The sequence below is a fragment of the Chryseobacterium sp. UF-290 genome (genome assembly GCF_058245615.1).
On sequence record NZ_JBSICB010000002.1, the window covers coordinates 180,672 to 199,595 of the forward strand.

Sequence of the window (18,924 nt, forward strand, 5' to 3'; positions counted from 1 at the left end):
TAAATTCAAAATAAGATATCATAATCTATTATCCTACTAAATTAGTAGACTTATATGATATATCTCATATGCTCTTTTAACAAAGTTTTATGAATTATTAAATAATTTTGAACCAGTTAAAAAAATATAAACTTTATTCTCATGAATAAGAACAACTTTGATTCTTACCTATGCACAATTACGGCTTTAGTATCTGTTCAACATAAGTGTTCTACGGTACCTGCCCATTCACAGCACAATTTTATTTCTAAAGAAATGTGTTTTGATATGATGTGCAAAATGATGATGCCATAATTTCCAAAGAAATACATCCATTACTGTAGGAATTAAAGCGATTATTTTAAAGCTTCTTTAATCCGGATACTTCTCCTGTAAACTTTTAACATCTCTCATAACCTCCCTGAAAAAAGGAGGCAGGAAATTATTTTTCTTATCCGAAGAGACCGGCAGTAATACACACATTCAATTTTAAACCTAAGATTAATATAATGAGAAAAAAACAATGCAAAATTGGTGTATTGGCCGTGGTCCTATCCGCACAGTATGCCTTTGCACAAACCAAAGACAGTCTTTCCAAGGAGACCTCCATCAAGGAAGTGGTCGTCGTAGCCTTCGGGAAACAGAAAAAAGAAGAAATAACCGGGTCCGTACAATCTCTGAAAGCAAAGGACCTGTCTAACCTTCAGAACGGAAATATCCTTCAGGGAATTGGAGGTAAGGTCGCAGGGGTACAGGTGATCTCATCCGGGCAACCCGGCTCCCAGCCCACCATCAGAATGAGGGGAATAGGTTCCATCAACGCTTCCAGCGATCCGTTGATCGTATTGGATGGCATCCCCTACAGCGGAAACCTGAACAGTATTGCGGCTTCGGATATCGAGAGCATTTCTTTTCTTGAAGATGCCTCTTCCAACGCGCTATATGGTTCCAGAGGGGCCAATGGTGTCATCATTGTAAATACCAAACGCGGTAAAAATAAGGGACTGAGCATTGAGGCTGATATCAGAACCGGAGTCAATTTCAGGTCTATTCAGGATTATTCGGTGTATACGTCTCCACAGGATTATTATACGGCCTTCTACAACAGGGGAAGAATCGGGGAAATCGCGAGATTAAAACAGCCGGGAGCTGTTCCCTCCGGGGCTACACCTCATGATGTGGGACTTGCTGCATTGAACAAACTGGGATATAATGCCTATAATGTACCTTTCAGCCAGCTGATCGGCAAAGACGGTTCTTTCAATCCTGAGGCACAGCTTCTATATCAGGACAATTGGAAAAAACTTCTTTTCAGACCGGCATTGAGAAGAGAAGCAACTGTCGGGATCAATGCCAACGGTGATCAGGTAAAATCTTACACCTCTCTTAATTACCTGGATGACAAAGGATATCTTATCTCTTCAGGATTTGAAAGATTCGGGATAAGATCAAATGTAGACTATTCCATTACTTCAAAACTAAAACTGACCAGTGCTTTGTCTTATACTTACAGCAAGCAGGATTTCGGGGAAACCGGAGGCTTTTCCAATCCTTTCCAGTTTGCCAGAAACATATCTCCTTTTTATCCTGTCTTTCTCAGAGATGATAATTACCAGAGGCTTTATGATATTCATGGAAATGCCCTGTATGATTATGGGGACGGGCAAGGTCCCAATGGGGCAACCAGATCTTATGCGGTTTTTGAAAATCCGGTAGGTAATCTCCAGAAGGATAAATCCCAGACCGTAAGTAATATTACCAACCTTAATCTCGGATTAAATTATGAGATCATTAAAGGATTAGACTTCACCTATAATTTCGGAGCCTACCTTGAAAATGTAAAAAATCTTCAGTTCGGGAATACGGAAGGAGGAACCTCATCTTCCGTTGGCGGAACAATTTCACAGGCCTCCGTATTCAAATATACGCTGAACCATCAGCAATTGCTTACCTATCAGAAAAAACTGGATAAGCATAATTTCAATCTTCTTGTGGGCCATGAATTAAACAAAATAAAAAATGAAGGCTTCTCCGGTTCAAAGCAACAGCTTTTGCTACCCAACTCACAGTCTTTTGATAATGCGGTAAAGATAACAGATCTGTCAGGAAACGGATATGAATATGCTGTAGAAGGATATTTCTCAAGATTGCTTTATAATTATGACGGGAAATATTTCTTTAATGCCAATATCCGAAGAGACGGTTCTTCAGTATTTTCTCCGGAAAGCAGATGGGGGAATTTTTACGGATTGGGAGCAGCCTGGAACGTCGCAAAAGAAGACTTTCTTAGAGACAACAGCGTGATCAGCGCTTTAAAGTTAAAAGTATCGTATGGACAGCAGGGAAATGACAATATCCTTCTGGATGGTTCCAACAGAGATTATTATGCTTACCAGGATATCTATGGGATCAATAATTTTGGGGATGACAAACCGGTCCTATCTTTAAAGAAACAGGGAAACAAGGATCTGAAGTGGGAAACATCCAAAAACCTGAACGCCGGATTTGAAGTGTCTCTTTTGAGTAACAGAATCACATTGAATGCCGATTATTTTGAAAGAAAAGTTTCGGATATGATCTACACCCTGCCTCTCCCACCATCCAACGCGGGTTCTTATGTGAAATACGGAAACATTGGAGATATGACCAACCGAGGGATACAGGCCAATATCAATGTAGATCTTTTCCGAACGGAGCAGTTCCAGTGGAGCATTTACGCCAATGCGACCCATTATAAAAACAAGATTACCAAATTACCTGCCGAGCAAAGAAATACAGGTCTGGTTACAGGTTTGTTTATCCTTACGGAAGGAGGAGACCGCTACACCTATTACCTTAAAGAATTCGCAGGGGTAAATCCTGATAATGGAGATGCGTTATGGTACCGCACTATCATCAACCCGGATACAAAGCAGGAAGAGAGAATCGTCACCAATAACTATAAGGAAGCTACCGATTACAACACCGGAAAATCAGCCATTCCGAAAGTATATGGTGGATTCGGGACAGATGTAACCTATAAGAGGTTCAATCTCGCCGTTAATTTTGCCTATCAGTTTGGCGGATATGGGTATGACGATATTTACAGAAGCTTATTCCATTCAGATACGTATGGTTCCAATTATTCAACCGATCTGGACAAGACATGGACTCCTGAAAATCCTACCGCAGCTTTACCAAGAGTTGACCTGACCGCAACGAATCAGAATGGAAATTCTACCCTTTATCTGATCAAATCAGATTATATCAGCCTTCAGGATGTAACATTATCTTATCAGTTGCCCGATGCTTTCGCACAGCAGGCAGGGCTATCCGGCCTGAAAGTCTATTTCACTGGAAACAACCTTTATCTGTGGTCTAAAAGAAAAGGTTATGACCCGAGAGCTTCCCTGACCGGAGTATCTGATCCGTACAGATATTCGTTGTTATCAAGCGTTTCTTTAGGCTTTAAATTAACATTTTAAAAGAATACAATGAAAAAAATAAAATATTTTATAGCCGCTATTGCAATAGGTATTATTACCAATAGCTGCGCCAGTGATCTGAACACTTCGCCGGAAGGAGACATCTCCGGAGAACAACTGAATGAAGACCAGTCAAAACCTGAAAAGATATTAGGTGGAATTTATCTGGACTTCCGCAGTAACGGAGCCGGAGGGACCACTGCTCACTCTGATTTCGGTATCATGGGTATAAAAGCAGGAGCGGATCTGATGTCTAATGATGTCATACAGTCTACCAATCAGCATCTGGGCATGTTCTATAATTATGAAGCGACAAATGCCAGCAATATAGCTTCAGAGATCGTCTGGACTACTTTTTATGCAAGAATATTCGTCATCAATAAACTGCTTGACGATCTGCAGAATGATACAAGTGCAAAGAACAAGGCAATCAAAGGACAGCTGCTTGCGCTAAGAGCGTATTCCTATTTTCATCTGATCCGGTTCTATGCCAATGATTATAAAGGGCATCCATCTGATCCGGGGCTGCCTCTGGTCCTTACAAGCAGCAATCCGAGCCAGGGACTTCCAAGATCTACGGTATCTGATGTTTATGGGCAGATCATCAAAGATATTGAAGAGTCTATCGTACTTCTGGACAGCTTTGCGCGTCCATCCAGAGCCCAGATCGATCAAAGAACCGCTAAAGCCATTGCCGCAGAGGTATTTTTGCAGACGGGAGATTATGCAAAAGCCGGAAAGTATGCTGAGGAGAGCAGACAAGGGATCGCTCTGATGACTGAAAACGAGTATACCACGACCGGATTCTCCAATATCAATAATCCTGAAGTGATATGGGGCTTCCACAATACCATTGCCACGATGAGCATCGGAAACTATTATGCTTCCTTCTTCTCAATGTTTGATAATACCAATGAAGGCTATGCCGGTGCCGCACAGATCCGTAAGCTGATAGACAAACGTCTGTATGAAGCTATTCCGGAAACGGATTACCGTAAAAAAGTATTCAATGGCAGCCAGAATGCGCAGTATACTTTTAACGGAAAAACAAAAAATTATCCGGCTTACGTAAGCTGGAAGTTTAAAGATCCTACCCTTTTTGAAGGTGATTATATCTACATCAGAGCTTCCTCACTCTATTATATAGAAGCTGAAGCCCTTGCCAGACAGGGAAGAGAAGCTGAAGCCAGACAGATCCTGTTTGACATCACTTCCAAAAGAGATAATGCCTATACTTTGTCTACAAAATCAGGAAACGACCTGATCAATGAGATCATTCTGCAAAAAAGAATAGAGCTCTGGGGAGAAGGCTACGCATGGTTTGACATGAAAAGATTAAATACTCCTCTGGAAAGAATCTATACGGACACCAACCATACTTTCGGAAGGTTTAATCTTACACCGGATAAATTCAGATTCCAGATACCGAATAAAGAGATTAATAATAACCCACAAATCAAGCAGAATGAATAGATAGACAAAACATTAGCTGAAAAGCACGACAATTTTAATATATTTTGAATAAGAGTCGGCCTCATGAGGCCGACTCTTGTTTCATGTATAAACATTCAAAATAGGGTCTCTTTTTTATTTTCCTCTGCTAAATTACAGTGCCCCATCAGGATTTCAGCATCTCTTCTCAAAAAACAAATGACACCATTATTGAAATGATGTCATTTTTATACAATTTGATGATCAATAGCATTACTCTTAGTTTTTACCCTGCTTGCTTTTTGAACTATGTTTCATCCGCTGAATTTCTTTTGTTCTTGTTTACTGCAACAACTCATTTAAAAATGCAGTATTCAAAAATATAGTTATAAAGATACGAATATTTAATATAGTATTTCATGCTTCTCTCTATAAAAGCTATGAAAGTCAGCACATTGCCAGCAACCAGATAAAATGATAATTTTACATAAACATAAAATTTAAAAGCCATGAATGTCTTCACCTTATTAATTCTCCTTCTAATATTGGCTGCTGTCTATCCGTATACAAAGCAGATACCGGAAAATACAGCCTCTGAGATCATGCCGCCTGACCAGCCTCCTAAAAATGGAGGTCAGTGGTAAAGTATATATTCATTAACCTATAAAAAAGTCTCAGAATTATTAAATTCTGAGACTCATTTACATTTTTATTAATCTGAAGCACTATCAATTATGAATACATCCGTTTCCACTTTGTAATGGTATTTCTGCTGATCTTAAAGATCAGGGACAGTTCTTTATTACTGCAGGGGTTATTTTTCTGATAGGACAAAATTTCAATAATGGAGCTTTTGTCATATGATTTATGCCTCTGATTACTTTCCGTATGTCCGAAAATCATTTTATTAAGGGTGATAACGTCCAAAGCTTCCAGATTTCCTTTCTTTAAGACTTCAGAACAGATTTCTTTTTTATCCGGATATTTCCAATCCAGCATATCCATATAAATTCTTTTATAGTTGGGTCTTATTACTTCTGCCATATTATTTATTTTGATGAGTGGGTGTCTGTAGAATCTGTCACCTGGTGTTTGGTGATCCATTTATAAAGGGTTGTTTTGGGAATCCTGTAGTCGTCCACAACCTGTTGTCTGGTCTTTTTTCCGGTCTTTATGAGTTCCAGAATAAACTCAATCAGCTCATCCGAATAAATATTTTTTCTGAACTGCATTGATTTTGAAGGGGTTTTCTTTTTGACCGGGGTTGGATACTGCGGGGTATAAAGAATCAAATGTTGGGAGTATATTCTGAAAAAATCATACCTGAGAAGTTTAGACCATTTTAAAAGCTCCCCGGTAGAAATTTCCGGCTTATCGAATGTTTCTAAAACAGCAGCAGCAGGTATCCTGAAAACCTCAGCAATGTGGTGTACCGTCACCTCCATTTCATTCACTTTGTTCCTGATCATTTCTCCTATATGAATTTCTTTATATAACATATTCATTCTTCAAGTATTTTTTAATAATAAGTTAGAGTACCATACAATACTCTAACTTATTTATGTAAAGATTAGTTTTCTGTTTAAGTGTCCTTTTCATCCAATATGAGGGAATAATATCGGGGGTCCGGACAGAATAATAGCTCAGATATGTAACTTGTGTTTTTAGAATCAGTATGCCGTAATCTGATCGATTTTGAAAAAGATTTTTGTGCCATCACATGTTCCTGCCGGACAATTTGTTACATTACCTGCACCGCCTGGATTATTAGTCCCCATCATGAATTCAAGTGTATAAAAAACTTTTGTTGTAGGGGTAAATTCTGTCCATTTGTAAATTCTCTGTTCAGGCATAGATCCTGCATATACACCGGGGTCTCCCCAGTAAGGAAAGTTTGCGGCAGTTTGTGCTGTAGCATTTATAAGACCGGATCCTCCGTTATTCATATTACCGGACCAAACATTCGCAGGCAGTCTTAGCTGATTATTCTGGGTTCCTCCAGCTCCACCCCATAAATAATGGGTATTGGAAATAATGTCAACAGGAGATGCAGTATTGTTTCTGATCTGAAGATTGGCATTCGAAAAAGCAGTACCATCTGGAAGGAAACAACGTACGGAGTACTTTCCATCCCTGGTTGTAATAACTGTCGCATATCCGTTTCGGCCATCTTCACTGGTAGCCACCAATGGCCCCAGTATGGCAAATGTTTCCAGATTCGTGGCCAGCGTATTTCCAACTGTGATATTACATGTACCGGTATAGAACGGAACGATACTGCTATCAATCGGGAACGTTGTCGTTGCCGGTGAGCTTACCGTAGGAGTTCCTTGTACCTTGAAGTACAAATAGCCGCTGGCATAATCAAGGATACCTTCTATAAGCGTTAGTGTCAATCCATTCACGGTGATAGATCCGCCCGGAATATAGGGACGTCCATTTCCTCCTTCGTATGGAACTCTTATTGTCCCGTTGAATGGAACACCTGCAGTATAGCTTGATGGATACATTTCAGCCGAACCACAATTAAGCGTTGTAATAGAAGGGGCTTCAAAAGATGTGGACATTACCAGCTTCCATTCTGATCCATTCCAATAGTAGTACCCTTGTGAAAGAGAGCCGGAACCTAAATTCCATACCCATAAGCCGGTAGCATTTGCTGAAGTAGCGTTTAGCTGCATCGTTTTACTGGTCAGAGTAACTCTCGGAGGTAAAAAGCCTTTGTCTGTTGCTGTGACATCAAGCATTGCTGAACCGTCCGGTACTGGAGTTCCAATTCCAACAGTCCCATCATCCTGAGCTACAAATTCCGTCCCTGCAGTTCTGGCAGTTCCGTCCGATTTGCTGCCCAATTCTACACGGGTATCGGTTATATTGTCAACCCAGGCATCTTTTGAAGGGTCACCCGAAGCACCTCCGCTTCCCGCAAGAGGTTGCCAGACCGTTCCGTCCCAGTAATGAAATCCTTTTGTGAATATTCCTGCATCAGCCACCAGGTAAACCAGCTGACCATTTACAGAACCACTTACAGAAAGAGCGTTCACTCTTGGGACCAATACCCCATCCTCTGCCGTAACAGTTCCAAGATGATTTTTCGCCCTTACATCTAATGTCGATTCAGGAGCGGATGTATTAATTCCAACTTGGGAATACAATCCGCAGGAACATAATGCCAGAAACAGCATTGATAAATTTGTTCTCATAATGTAATATTAATATTGGTTTCACTTGTTATCTGTCGTTTTTAGTTTCAAACACACCTCCATATCACGTTTACTATTCAATATTGAAACTTGTTTGTCACTACAGTAAATTTAAATGAGACCAGGAAATACAACCAAAAAATACCATACTACAAATATCCTTCGAAAATAACAACATCCTGAATATCAGTCTATTATTTTAAAAACAACAGACACTACAGTATAAAAAATATAAACACAATACCTACCACAAGTGAAAATTCAAATAAAATAAAAGCATTGTAGTATAAAAAATAAATAAATAGACACCTATTATATTAAAATTATATCCCATAAAGCTGAGAAACGTAATCCATTTGAAAAAAATGAAATGATAAAAAGCAGCAAACAATAAAAAAACCATCCCGCAACAGGACAGTTTTTTAAGGCTGTTATTTATTGACCCCATTCAAGATCAATCCGTTATTGATGAAATGCCATTGATAAGGCCCGGGTGAATGCCACCGTTCTCGTCCAGTATACTATTACAGGTTAGGAATCCAGCCCCTGAAAGAAAGTATACAGATCCTGATCACTGGGTACATTAAGCTTTTTACGGAGTCTGTATTTTTTCTGCTGAGCAGATTTATGCAGAATAGACATATAGGCAGCAATTTCTTTTGAGCTGAAGTTCAGCTTGATCATGGCACACAACTGCAAATCTGCCCCTGAAAGATCTCCATTGATATCCAGCAATTTCTCTATAAAGTCCGGATACACTTCCTGAAACCGGGCAAGAAAAGAAGAATCATTTCTTTTAGCCAGCCTGATAAGATCACTGAAACTTTCATTCACCTTACTGGCCAGAACCTCGGTCTCATTGGTCAGAAGCTCAGTCTGATTCTTCAAAATAGCCGTCTCTTCTCTCAATTTACTTTTTTTGTTCTTCAGCTTTTTATATTTCAGGATAAAAACAGTTACCAATACCAATATGAGCAATGATACTCCCACAAACAACTTCATCTTAAAGCCTTCAATATCATCCTCTTTTTCAGTTAACAGTTTATCGATCAGAAGATTGACGGTCTCATTCTGATCCTGTGAAAGCTTTGCTTTTGCATCAAGATATTTATTTTCATATTCCGTTTCCTTCTCTTCATCCCCCATTCCCTTATAAGCCTCTGCGATAGATTGATAGATAAAAGGAATATTATACACCCTATGGGTCTTAAGGAAAACATCGAGGGCTTTCTGGTAAAAATCCCTGGATTCGGAATAGTTCCCCAATTGTCCATAATAAGCTCCCGCAATCCTATACACCATTCCCTCCTGTGCATCCAGTAATGCTGTATCCTGCTTTATAAGCATTAGAGACTTGTCAATATAAAATTTTGTAGAGTCAAGATTTCCTGAATAATACAGGTGATGCTTTGCGATCAGACTATTGACCAACGGGGTATTTTCAATTGTAAGCGCTTTATGAAAATAGATCAGGGATGAATCTATTTTTTTTGTTTCGTATAGAAAATCGGCCCTGTTTGCAAAAACCTTACTTAAAAAATATCTCTTTTCATCTTCATGTGTGCAGCTCCTGGTATAATACAAGGCTTTTGCATTGTATTTTAATGCATTCTTATACAGACCTGTCACCTGGCTAAGCTGCCCGTATTCCTGATAAAGCCTTGCCTTAAGTGCTTTATTTTCAGATTTTTTCAATATTATCTCTGCCTTTTTCAGAAACACAAAGCCTTTTTTGTAATTCCCGATCGTCACACATATATTGGATAAATTGATATAGCAAAGAGCTTCCCCATCCTGATACCCGTTCTTTTTTGCTTTTTGCAGATATTCCTCATTGAGAAGCATGCATTTTCCATAGTTCCCGGCAAGACGTAAAACTTCATTATCATGAAGCAGAGGATAATCAAAATTTTTCGTTGACAGATCCGACCCTGTACAGCTGTTCAGAAAAATAAAACAGAATATGCTTATAATAAAATAATCATTCTTCAGAGAATTAATATCTATCATAAATTATTTATACATAAAAAATTAATTACAAAACCCATTTAGGAATATATTTTGTGAAAAAAAGTTTAACGAAAATAGTAAAACAGACATAGGCTTCAGAAAAAACGCATCCTACAAATATCCTTCAATGCAACAAACTTTATGAAAATCAAACAATTAAAAAAATACGCACATTAAGCCTTACAAAAGGATTAAAAGCAATATCCCGTGTTGTAGTATGTGAAATTCTATCATCATAATCTTGAAAACAGATAAATATTTTCGTTAAAAAATGACTTTTTTTTCAAAATATGGTTCTCAAAACCCGGCTCAAAAATCCAAAGAATCGTATTCAAGAAAAGATAAAAAACTCAACTTAACGGGGGCAAAAAATTACGGCATTTTACCCGCCCAGCTTTTTCAGAAATTATACTGTATAATCTAAATTTTTAATATCCGTCAAAAAGAAGGACAGGAAATACATATATTTGACCATTAAAAAACTTACTAAATAACTACATAAAATGAAGAAGGAGATCATTTTAACAGTATTCATCCTTTTTTTAAGTTTGCCACTTTTCTCACAGACGAAAACATATCCGGACTTAGTAAAAACGCTTGAATCTATTATTTCAAGCAAGAAAGCCGACGTAGGGGTTTCAATTGCAGGACCTTATAAAAAGAAGATTACCCAAATCAATGGAAATAAGCTTTATCCCATGCTCAGCACTGTAAAGTTTCCTATCGCTTTAACGGTTCTGCATAAGATAGAAAAAGGTGAGCTTTCTTTACAGCAAAAAATATTCATCACAAAAGAGGAGCTTCTAGAAGATACGTGGAGCCCTTTCAAAAAAGAATATCCTGAAGGGAATATTGAGATCAGTCTGGAGGAAGCAATAAAATGGATGGTTTCTTACAGTGACAATAACCTGACGGACATTCTGCTGAGATTGATCGGAGGTCCTGAACCGGTTCAAAAGTTCATCAACCGTAAAGGCTTTATCATTCAAAACAATGAAGAGGATATGCATAAGGACTGGGAATCCCAGTTTGTGAATACAATAACACCCAATGAGGCTGTGAAATTGCTTGAAGCATTCAATAATGAAAAGATTCTGAATAAAGAGCATACCCAATGGCTGTATACCGCTATGGTCAATAACGTTGCAGGAGCTAAAAGACTTAAAGGCAGCCTTCCAAAAGACGTAAAAGTAGCTCACCGGACAGGAACTTCTTTTACCAATGAAGCCGGAATGACCGGAGCTGTGAATGATTTTGGAATTATTGAGCTTCCCAACCGCGAGCGAATATATATTGCGGTATTCGTTCATGATACTTATGAAAAATTTGAAAATGCAGAAGCTATCATTGCAGATATTGCCCAAGCGACTTATGACTACTACCATAAAAAATAAACGATGGACAAAACAAAATCATTCCTCGTTTTGATACTTTCCGTATTGCTATCTATAGCTACTGGCTACGCGTGAAAATATTATTTCAAAAAGTAAAATAGCAGATCTTGAAGCAGCTTTATCAGGGAAAGGCTTTGTAAGGCTCCACAGGTCTTTTATCATCAATTCCAAATTCGTTACAGCATTCAGCCATCATGAACTGCTTCTGGGCAGCCATCAGATCCCGGTGGGAAGAAGCTATAAGCAGGAATATGATTCTTTCACATCTGACATTAAAAAAAACAGGCTTTTATAAAACTGTTCATGAATAGCTTATCACCAGGTGTTATTTCCTGAATTATTATTTTTAACATTTATTTTTAATAATTTTTAATACAGGATATCAGACCTTCATTTTTTTAATCTGTTTTTCAATGCTTTACGTCTTATTAACTCATATAATCTTCCTTAATAGCAGGGGGTCACAAAACAACTAATCAAATGATTTACAACACATTATATTATCTATGAAATCCATAGCATTCGCAGATCAACGCCTATAAATATTAAAAAAAAGTATTACTTTTGCTTCAAGTAATAAAATTGTTTTATAACTTTTTTATTAATAAATTTATGTGCACCAAGTTATAAAACATTAAAATTCATTCCATGAGAAAAATAATTCTACTTATTATATGTATGTTCAGTATTTCAGTTTTCTCACAGATCAAAGTGTTGAAAAATGAAAGTTTGGTGGAAATTGGTAAAGATAATTCCGTCGGTCTATATAAAAAGGAAGATAAATTTACAGTTAACTACCAGGACCTGAACACCAGTAACCTGAATACGATCAGATCTTTTTCATTTCAAAACCTGAACGGAGATGTATCAGGATTATACAAACTCATTATGGATGGTTTCATATCCGCTCCTGAGGGAAATATAGTACTGGAACTTCCCAATGATATCATCGAGCTTCATTATGAAAAAAACTATGGTCAGCAGACCGTACAGTTTATCCAGGTTATCAACAAGAACAGGAAATACATCGGAAAATCCCAGTTTCTGACTCAAAAGCAGGTTGAAAAGATCTTCGGAAGAACAAACGGAAAGTATACACTGTATGATAAGCCTGCTACCATTAACAATAATACCCCCAACACCAACAAGCAAGGTTCAAATACGGCTTCTACAGTCACTCCTACCTCAGGTGCCGGCAATGGCAAAAAATCAAAAAAATAATCATAATTTATAAATATTACGAAACTCATTCCGGCGAATGAGTTTTTTTATTTTATTTTTGCAGAAAGACATTACAACTTATGCCGCTTCAGATAATCAATCTTACCAAACAATTTGGTGAACAGACAGCTCTTAACAACATCAACATTTCTATTGATAAAAATGAGATCATTGGTCTTCTCGGTCCGAACGGAGCCGGGAAATCCACTCTTATGAAGTCGATTGTAGGGGCATTGAAAATCGACCAGGGAGAAATTATCTTTAACGGTTTAAATATTTCGGATCACGAGATTGAAAGCAAGAAAAAAATAGGCTTCCTGCCTGAAAACAATCCCCTGTATCTGGAAATGTATGTCAAGGAATACCTTCAGTTCGTTGCCAATATCCACAAAATCTCTGAAGCCAGAGTAGATGAGGTGATCGAGCTGGTAGGGATCACTCCGGAAAAATCAAAAAAGATCGGACAGCTGTCCAAAGGGTATAAACAACGTGTAGGACTCGCACAGGCTATTATTCATCAGCCGGACCTGCTGATCCTGGATGAGCCGACTAACGGATTGGATCCTAATCAGATCCTGGAAATCAGAAATGTAGTGAAGGAAATCGGTCAGCAGAAAACCGTTTTGCTTTCCACTCACATTATGCAGGAAGTGGAAGCGCTTTGCTCAAGGGTTATCCTTATTCATAAGGGAAATATCCTTCAGGACTGTCCTATTGATGAATTTAAAGGAAAATTCAACAGCCTGGAAGAAGCTTTCGCCAGCTATACGGCAGTTCATGACTAATGATTTTCAAGCTGCAGCAAAAGTCACAAAAGCTTCTAAATAAAAACTTTTGTGACTTTTGTGGTTCATATGATATAAGTTTAGCATCTGCTTCTTTTAAAGCCTATTCAATTTCCCCAAACTCCTCTTGTTATAATGGCGTCATATTTGATAAGGTTTGAATGTTAACCAATAACCACTCATATGATCAGACATTTTTTATTAGGAGCTTTTTGTTTAGCTCAGTTTTCTTTCGCTTATGCTAAAGAAACACCGAATGATCTAAAAGCTGAGAGTTCTCTTGCTTCTCCGGCTTTTCAAACCGTACCCAAAACAGTCATCATTAAAACCAAAAAGTTCAAGATCAGAATTGATAAACAACCTAATGGTAAATACCTTTACCAATCATGGAACGCTAATGCAAGCCTTAGCACGAAACCGAGCATGATCATCAGTGACGGAGAGCTGGTTCCGGACGGAACCGGAGGGAATTATTATATTGTCTTCAATAATGAGGGCCATACCTATCAGGTCTGGAGAAATTATCTGACCGATTCTGCGAAAAAGGCACCATACACCCTGACTGTCACTGATCCTAACGACCGTGAGATCGTAAGCCAGGACGGATATGTGGTAAAAAAGTAGGTAATCTGATATTATAAAAAATAAAATCCTGTACTTTGTGCAGGATTTGTCTCATGTTCCGGACTGTCTCAGCTCTGTAAGGAAACGGCTGGATTCATAGCTGTCTTTAGCGGCTTTGTAGCCGATATTAAAGATCTGTTCCAGGCGGTCTTTTCCTCTTTCAAAAGTTCCGTAAGTCGATAGCTTCTGGGAAGAGATAAACCAGTCACAATAGTCAAATTTCACCTTTTCAATCCTGTAGGAAAGAAGATCATAGGAACGGGAAACAATGGCTTTGATCGAATTCAGGTCTTTGATCTTGGCATCATTCGGAGGTGATACAAATACTCCGATAAGTTTATCACAGTCGTCCCTGATGATATCTGCCGGAAAATTGTTCAGGACTCCCCCGTCACAATACATTTCCTCACCGATGATATAAGGAGTGGTAATTCCGGGAATGGAGCAGGAAGCAATGATCGCATCAACGACCTGAAAATCTTTGTCAAAGATCTTCTGGGTTCCGGAAACTAATTCTGTAGCAACAATTTTAACCTCCATATCCAGGTCTCCCAGCTTCATTTCATGAAAAACAGGCTTAAGATAATTTCTGAAGATAATGGAAGAAACCAATCCAGGCTGATTGAATGTAAAATGTTTCCAGTTGAAAAAGTATACCGAATTGAAAAAATCCAGAATTTCTTCCGGCGTCTTTCCTACGGCATGAAGGCATCCTACAATAGATCCGGCACTGCAGCAGGAAAGAATATCTATTTCAACATCTTTTTCCTTTAAGAATTTTAATACTCCTGCATGGGCGATCCCTTTGGTACCGCCTCCTGATAAAACAAGTCCTACTTTCTCAAAATTCATAGAATAAATTTAAGAAAAGACCATGAGATAATCAGGTTAATTTTTATAAATATGCTGATTTTAAAATTATTTTAACAAAAGACATGGCCAGTCTGCTTAAAAATGTACAATAAAAGGAGACAAGCGACTTTCAAACAATAAAAACACTACAGCAAATGGCAAAATACTATTTGTTGTAGTGTCATCATTATCTGTCCCGAATGGCTATTTCAACAGATATTCCTGCATAAACCTGATCATTGCAAGGCGCTGGAAATCTATATTCTCTTTCTTTCTGAAGCCATGTCCTTCATTTTTGGCTTCAAGGTACCATACCGTTTTTCCCTGAGCTTTCAGCTTATCACGCATTTGTGTTGCTTCAGAAACAGGAACTCTGGGATCGTTGGTCCCCTGAACGATAAACATTGGTTTTTTAATCTTGTCGATATTGTTCAGCGGAGCAATTTTGGTAAAGAATTCAGCCATTTTAGGAATTCTTTCATCACCGTACTCCACCCTTCTCAGGTCTCTTCTGTATTCTTCCGTATTTTTGAGGAAGGTGTTGAAATCTGAAATTCCCACAACATCCATTGAGCATCTGATCCTGTCTGCGTATTCGTAAGCTGTAGCCAATGTCATAAATCCACCGTAGCTTCCTCCTGTGATCATGATCCGGTCTTTATCTAATTCAGGCTGCTTGGCAATCCAGTCTAATAAAGCGCCGATATCTTTCACGGAATTCATTCTCAGGTATCCGTTATCTGCGGCAATATAGGTTTTTCCAAATCCTGCAGAGCCTCTTACATTAGGATAGATCAGCGCAATTCCCATCTCATTGGAAAAATAATTGGAAGCTCCCAGAGAAGATGCCATTGACTGGCCTTCAGGGCCTCCGTGAATGGAGATCAGAACCGGTCTTTTCCCGGTAAATTTCGCAGGTGCGGGATAGTAAAAGCCTGTGATCTTCATTCCGTCAAAGCTTTTCCAGTCGATCAGTGTTGGAACAGCCATATCTTCCGGCTGCATTTCGCCCTGCTCACTTTCTGTCCATCTTTCAATGTGCTGGGAAGCTACATCCATTTTATAGACATCTGTGCCTAAATTGGCAGTTGCCTGTGAAAAATAGATCGTACGTCCGTCCCCTGAAAATTTACCGCCACCAATAAGCCCTGCCGGAATTTTATTTACCGGAACATATTTTTGAGTATCGGTATTCAGAATATACAATTTATTAATTCCGCTTTCATTGGTAATAAAGGCCAGCCTGGATTTATCTTTAGAAAGGTCATAGCGTTCTACATTCCACGGAATGGCTGTAGTAAGATAGCTGATCTTTTTGGTTTTCAGGTTTAAAATTGCCAGCCTGCTGAATTCATTATCACGGTCTGTAATATAAAAGATCTCATCAGAATTTTTCCCGAAAGAGGCATTAAGCTGTACTATTCCCTTTTCTTTTCTGTCCGTAACAGGCTCAAGCTTTTTAGTCCCGATATCGTAGATATAGAGATAGGAATCGTTTGCAGAAACATATTCTGTGATCAACAGCTTTTTGTTGTCATCAGAAATATCACTGATTCCCCATCCACCCCCTTTCAATTCCAGGACAGGCTGAACTTCTTCCGGTTTTAGAGGGTTGATGTAGTAAATATCACGGTCTCCTCCGTTTCTTTTAGTAGAAGTAAAATAAAATCCAGAGCCATCTTTTTTCCAGGTAATCCCACCGTTTTGAGATCTTCCTCCATCGGTAAGCAGCTTAGATTCCAATGTTTTTAAATCCAGTCTGTAAAGCTGCCCGAACTCATTTCCTCCGGTATCCCTCGAATAAATAAGGTATTCACCTTTTGTAGGCTCATAGGAAGCTATATTTACCGGCTCATCGAAGAAAGTGATCTGTTTTCTAGCGCCCAAAGGCATGGATATCTTATAAAGCTGATTGGTAGAAGCAAAACGGGTAACAGCAATAATTTCTTTTCCATTGGGATGGATATCCGCCAAACTCGCATTTCTGCTTTCAGAATATTTCTTGATCCCCTGGCTCAATGTTTTGGGAATTGGTAAAATATTTTCGGTAATAAGATTTTCATTAGGAGTTACAAATTCAGTTGTATTCTGGGCCTGAACAAATATTCCTCCCAACATCAACAGCGCTACAATAGATGTATTCTTCATGTTAAATTTTTACCGAAATTAGGCATTTTTTACAAAAAAATCATGAGAAAAAGTGGTGGTTTAAGTGAGTAAATATTATGCCTATAAAAACCTAACAGGTTTTAGAAACCTGTTAGGTTTAGTCTCTCCCCATTTTTTATCAGCTTTGCATCCACTCAATAATACCAGCCTTAACTCATTTCAATGAAAAAAGCCCAGATTTCTCTGAGCTTTTTGTTATATAAAATTCTGTATATCTTCAGATTAAATGTGGATCACCTCTCCGTAAGCTGCTGCTGCTGCTTCCATGATCGCTTCAGAAACTGTTGGGTGCGGGTGGATCGATTTGATGATCTCATGACCTGTAGTTTCTAATTTTCTCGCTACTACAGCTTCAGCAACCATATCCGTTACGCCTTCACCGATCATATGACATCCTAGCCATTCACCATATTTCGCATCGAAAATAACCTTGATAAAACCATCCGTATTTCCGTTAGCCGTCGCTTTACCACTTGCAGAAAGAGGGAATTTACCAACTTTGATCTCATATCCTTTTTCTTTAGCCTGCTTTTCAGTAAGACCTACAGAAGCTACTTCAGGGTGGCAGTATGTACATCCAGGGATATTGCCATAGTCAATTTTCTCAACATGCATTCCTTTGATTTTCTCAACACATGTAATTCCTTCCGCAGATGCTACGTGAGCCAATGCCTGAGTAGGAATGATATCTCCGATCGCATAGTAGCCAGGTACTGAAGTTTCATACCATTCGTTAACCAATACTCTTCCTTTATCTGTCTGGATTCCTACTTCTTCTAAACCGATGTTTTCGATATTGGCAGCAATACCTACGGCAGATAATAAGATATCGGCTTCAAGGGTAATGTTACCGTTAGCGGTTTTAACGTTAGCTTTTACTCCTTCTCCTGTTGTATCTACACTTTCTACAGAAGCGTTTGTCATGATCTCGATTCCTGATTTTTTCAGAGATTTCTCTAAGTGCTTAGAGATTTCCTCATCTTCAACAGGAACGATATTCGGCATAAATTCTACAATCGTTACTTTAGTTCCCATTGTATTATAGAAGTCAGCAAATTCTACTCCAATGGCTCCGGAACCTACAACAATCATAGATTTCGGCTGCTCAGGAAGAGATAATGCCTGTCTGTATCCGATTACTTTTTTACCATCCTGTGGTAAGTTTGGCAATTCTCTTGAACGAGCTCCTGTAGCGATGATAATATGGCTGGCAGTATATTCAGTTACCTTACCGTCTTTATCTGTAACAGAAACTTTTTTACCTTTCTGTACTTTTGCAGTACCAAGAATTACGTCAATCTTGTTCTTTTTCATCAAGAACTCGATTCCTTTGCTCATTTTGCTGGCAACACCACGGCTTCTCTGAATAACATTCGGGAATTCAAAGCTTGCTTCCACTTTATTTAATCCGTAATCTTCAGCATGGTTGATATAATGAAAAACCTGAGCAGATTTCAATAAAGCTTTAGTTGGAATACATCCCCAGTTAAGGCAGATCCCCCCTAAGTTTTCTTTTTCGATAATTGCGGTTTTGAAACCCAATTGTGCTGCTCTGATCGCAGTAACATATCCACCAGGACCACTTCCAATGACAATAATATCGTAATTCATTACTTTAAAAATTTTTATGCGAATTTAAGGAAAAATATTGGATGTTTCATGTTTATGCAAACTGATCTTAAAATGCATTCATAAGGCTATTTTTATTTAATTTTAGATAAAAAAAGAGAACACAAACTCATTCCCTTTCAATAAATTTTATTTAAAGTTAAAAATTCTTCAAAACAAGCCC

15 protein-coding genes are annotated in these 18,924 nt (G+C 38.4%); 8 read left to right on the top strand and 7 right to left on the bottom strand.

Annotation, left to right across the window (positions count from 1 at the left end; genetic code table 11):
- The first annotated feature begins 488 nt into the window (after positions 1 to 488).
- The 3 genes from AC4IF5_RS03140 to AC4IF5_RS03150 all read left to right on the top strand — a co-directional run bounded on the left by AC4IF5_RS03140 (position 489) and on the right by AC4IF5_RS03150 (position 5,518).
- On the top strand, positions 489 to 3,443 hold the full coding sequence (locus AC4IF5_RS03140; protein WP_490731595.1) for a SusC/RagA family TonB-linked outer membrane protein: 2,955 nt from the start codon (positions 489 to 491) through the stop codon (positions 3,441 to 3,443).
- A 9-nt stretch (positions 3,444 to 3,452) separates the two neighbouring features.
- Positions 3,453 to 4,916 carry a RagB/SusD family nutrient uptake outer membrane protein gene (locus tag AC4IF5_RS03145; protein WP_490731597.1) on the top strand — a complete coding sequence of 488 codons (1,464 nt, stop codon included), beginning with the start codon at positions 3,453 to 3,455 and terminating at the stop codon, positions 4,914 to 4,916.
- Positions 4,917 to 5,383: 467 nt separating this feature from the next.
- The gene (locus tag AC4IF5_RS03150; protein WP_490731599.1) at positions 5,384 to 5,518 is read left to right on the top strand and encodes a hypothetical protein; all 135 of its coding nucleotides are present in this window, start codon (positions 5,384 to 5,386) and stop codon (positions 5,516 to 5,518) included.
- Positions 5,519 to 5,606: 88 nt separating this feature from the next.
- Here AC4IF5_RS03150 and AC4IF5_RS03155 read toward each other — a convergent pair whose 3' ends face one another.
- The 4 genes from AC4IF5_RS03155 to AC4IF5_RS03170 all read right to left on the bottom strand — a co-directional run bounded on the left by AC4IF5_RS03155 (position 5,607) and on the right by AC4IF5_RS03170 (position 10,087).
- Positions 5,607 to 5,918, bottom strand: coding sequence for a helix-turn-helix domain-containing protein (locus AC4IF5_RS03155; RefSeq protein WP_490731600.1), 312 nt, complete (start codon positions 5,916 to 5,918; stop codon positions 5,607 to 5,609).
- Between the two features lie 5 nt (positions 5,919 to 5,923).
- Positions 5,924 to 6,379, bottom strand: coding sequence for a transposase (locus AC4IF5_RS03160; protein WP_490731602.1), 456 nt, complete (start codon positions 6,377 to 6,379; stop codon positions 5,924 to 5,926).
- A gap of 165 nt (positions 6,380 to 6,544) precedes the next feature.
- A complete protein-coding gene (locus AC4IF5_RS03165; protein ID WP_490731604.1) occupies positions 6,545 to 8,077 on the bottom strand; it encodes a phage tail-like protein in 1,533 nt (510 codons plus the stop codon).
- A 531-nt stretch (positions 8,078 to 8,608) separates the two neighbouring features.
- A complete protein-coding gene (locus AC4IF5_RS03170) occupies positions 8,609 to 10,087 on the bottom strand; it encodes a hypothetical protein (RefSeq protein WP_490731605.1) in 1,479 nt (492 codons plus the stop codon).
- Positions 10,088 to 10,590: 503 nt separating this feature from the next.
- On the opposite strand from AC4IF5_RS03170, the gene bla reads away from it, so the two are divergent.
- From bla to AC4IF5_RS03195, 5 genes are all read left to right on the top strand, one after another.
- On the top strand, positions 10,591 to 11,481 hold the full coding sequence (gene bla, locus AC4IF5_RS03175) for a class A beta-lactamase (protein WP_490731607.1): 891 nt from the start codon (positions 10,591 to 10,593) through the stop codon (positions 11,479 to 11,481).
- Between the two features lie 79 nt (positions 11,482 to 11,560).
- The gene (locus tag AC4IF5_RS03180) at positions 11,561 to 11,776 is read left to right on the top strand and encodes a LytTR family transcriptional regulator DNA-binding domain-containing protein (RefSeq protein WP_490731896.1); all 216 of its coding nucleotides are present in this window, start codon (positions 11,561 to 11,563) and stop codon (positions 11,774 to 11,776) included.
- A gap of 353 nt (positions 11,777 to 12,129) precedes the next feature.
- Positions 12,130 to 12,702: a hypothetical protein gene (locus tag AC4IF5_RS03185; protein ID WP_490731609.1), complete on the top strand. Its 573-nt coding sequence runs from the start codon at positions 12,130 to 12,132 to the stop codon at positions 12,700 to 12,702.
- Between the two features lie 80 nt (positions 12,703 to 12,782).
- Positions 12,783 to 13,487 carry an ABC transporter ATP-binding protein gene (locus AC4IF5_RS03190; protein WP_490731611.1) on the top strand — a complete coding sequence of 235 codons (705 nt, stop codon included), beginning with the start codon at positions 12,783 to 12,785 and terminating at the stop codon, positions 13,485 to 13,487.
- A 183-nt stretch (positions 13,488 to 13,670) separates the two neighbouring features.
- Entirely contained in the window at positions 13,671 to 14,111 is a 441-nt protein-coding gene (locus AC4IF5_RS03195) for a hypothetical protein (RefSeq protein ID WP_490731613.1), read from the top strand.
- A 51-nt stretch (positions 14,112 to 14,162) separates the two neighbouring features.
- Here AC4IF5_RS03195 and AC4IF5_RS03200 read toward each other — a convergent pair whose 3' ends face one another.
- From AC4IF5_RS03200 to lpdA, 3 genes are all read right to left on the bottom strand, one after another.
- Entirely contained in the window at positions 14,163 to 14,963 is an 801-nt protein-coding gene (locus tag AC4IF5_RS03200) for a patatin-like phospholipase family protein (protein ID WP_490731614.1), read from the bottom strand.
- A gap of 204 nt (positions 14,964 to 15,167) precedes the next feature.
- Complete coding sequence (locus tag AC4IF5_RS03205) at positions 15,168 to 17,111, bottom strand: S9 family peptidase (RefSeq protein ID WP_490731615.1); 1,944 nt, start codon at positions 17,109 to 17,111, stop codon at positions 15,168 to 15,170.
- Between the two features lie 243 nt (positions 17,112 to 17,354).
- Entirely contained in the window at positions 17,355 to 18,743 is a 1,389-nt protein-coding gene (gene lpdA, locus AC4IF5_RS03210) for a dihydrolipoyl dehydrogenase (RefSeq protein ID WP_490731617.1), read from the bottom strand.
- Positions 18,744 to 18,924 lie beyond the last annotated feature (181 nt).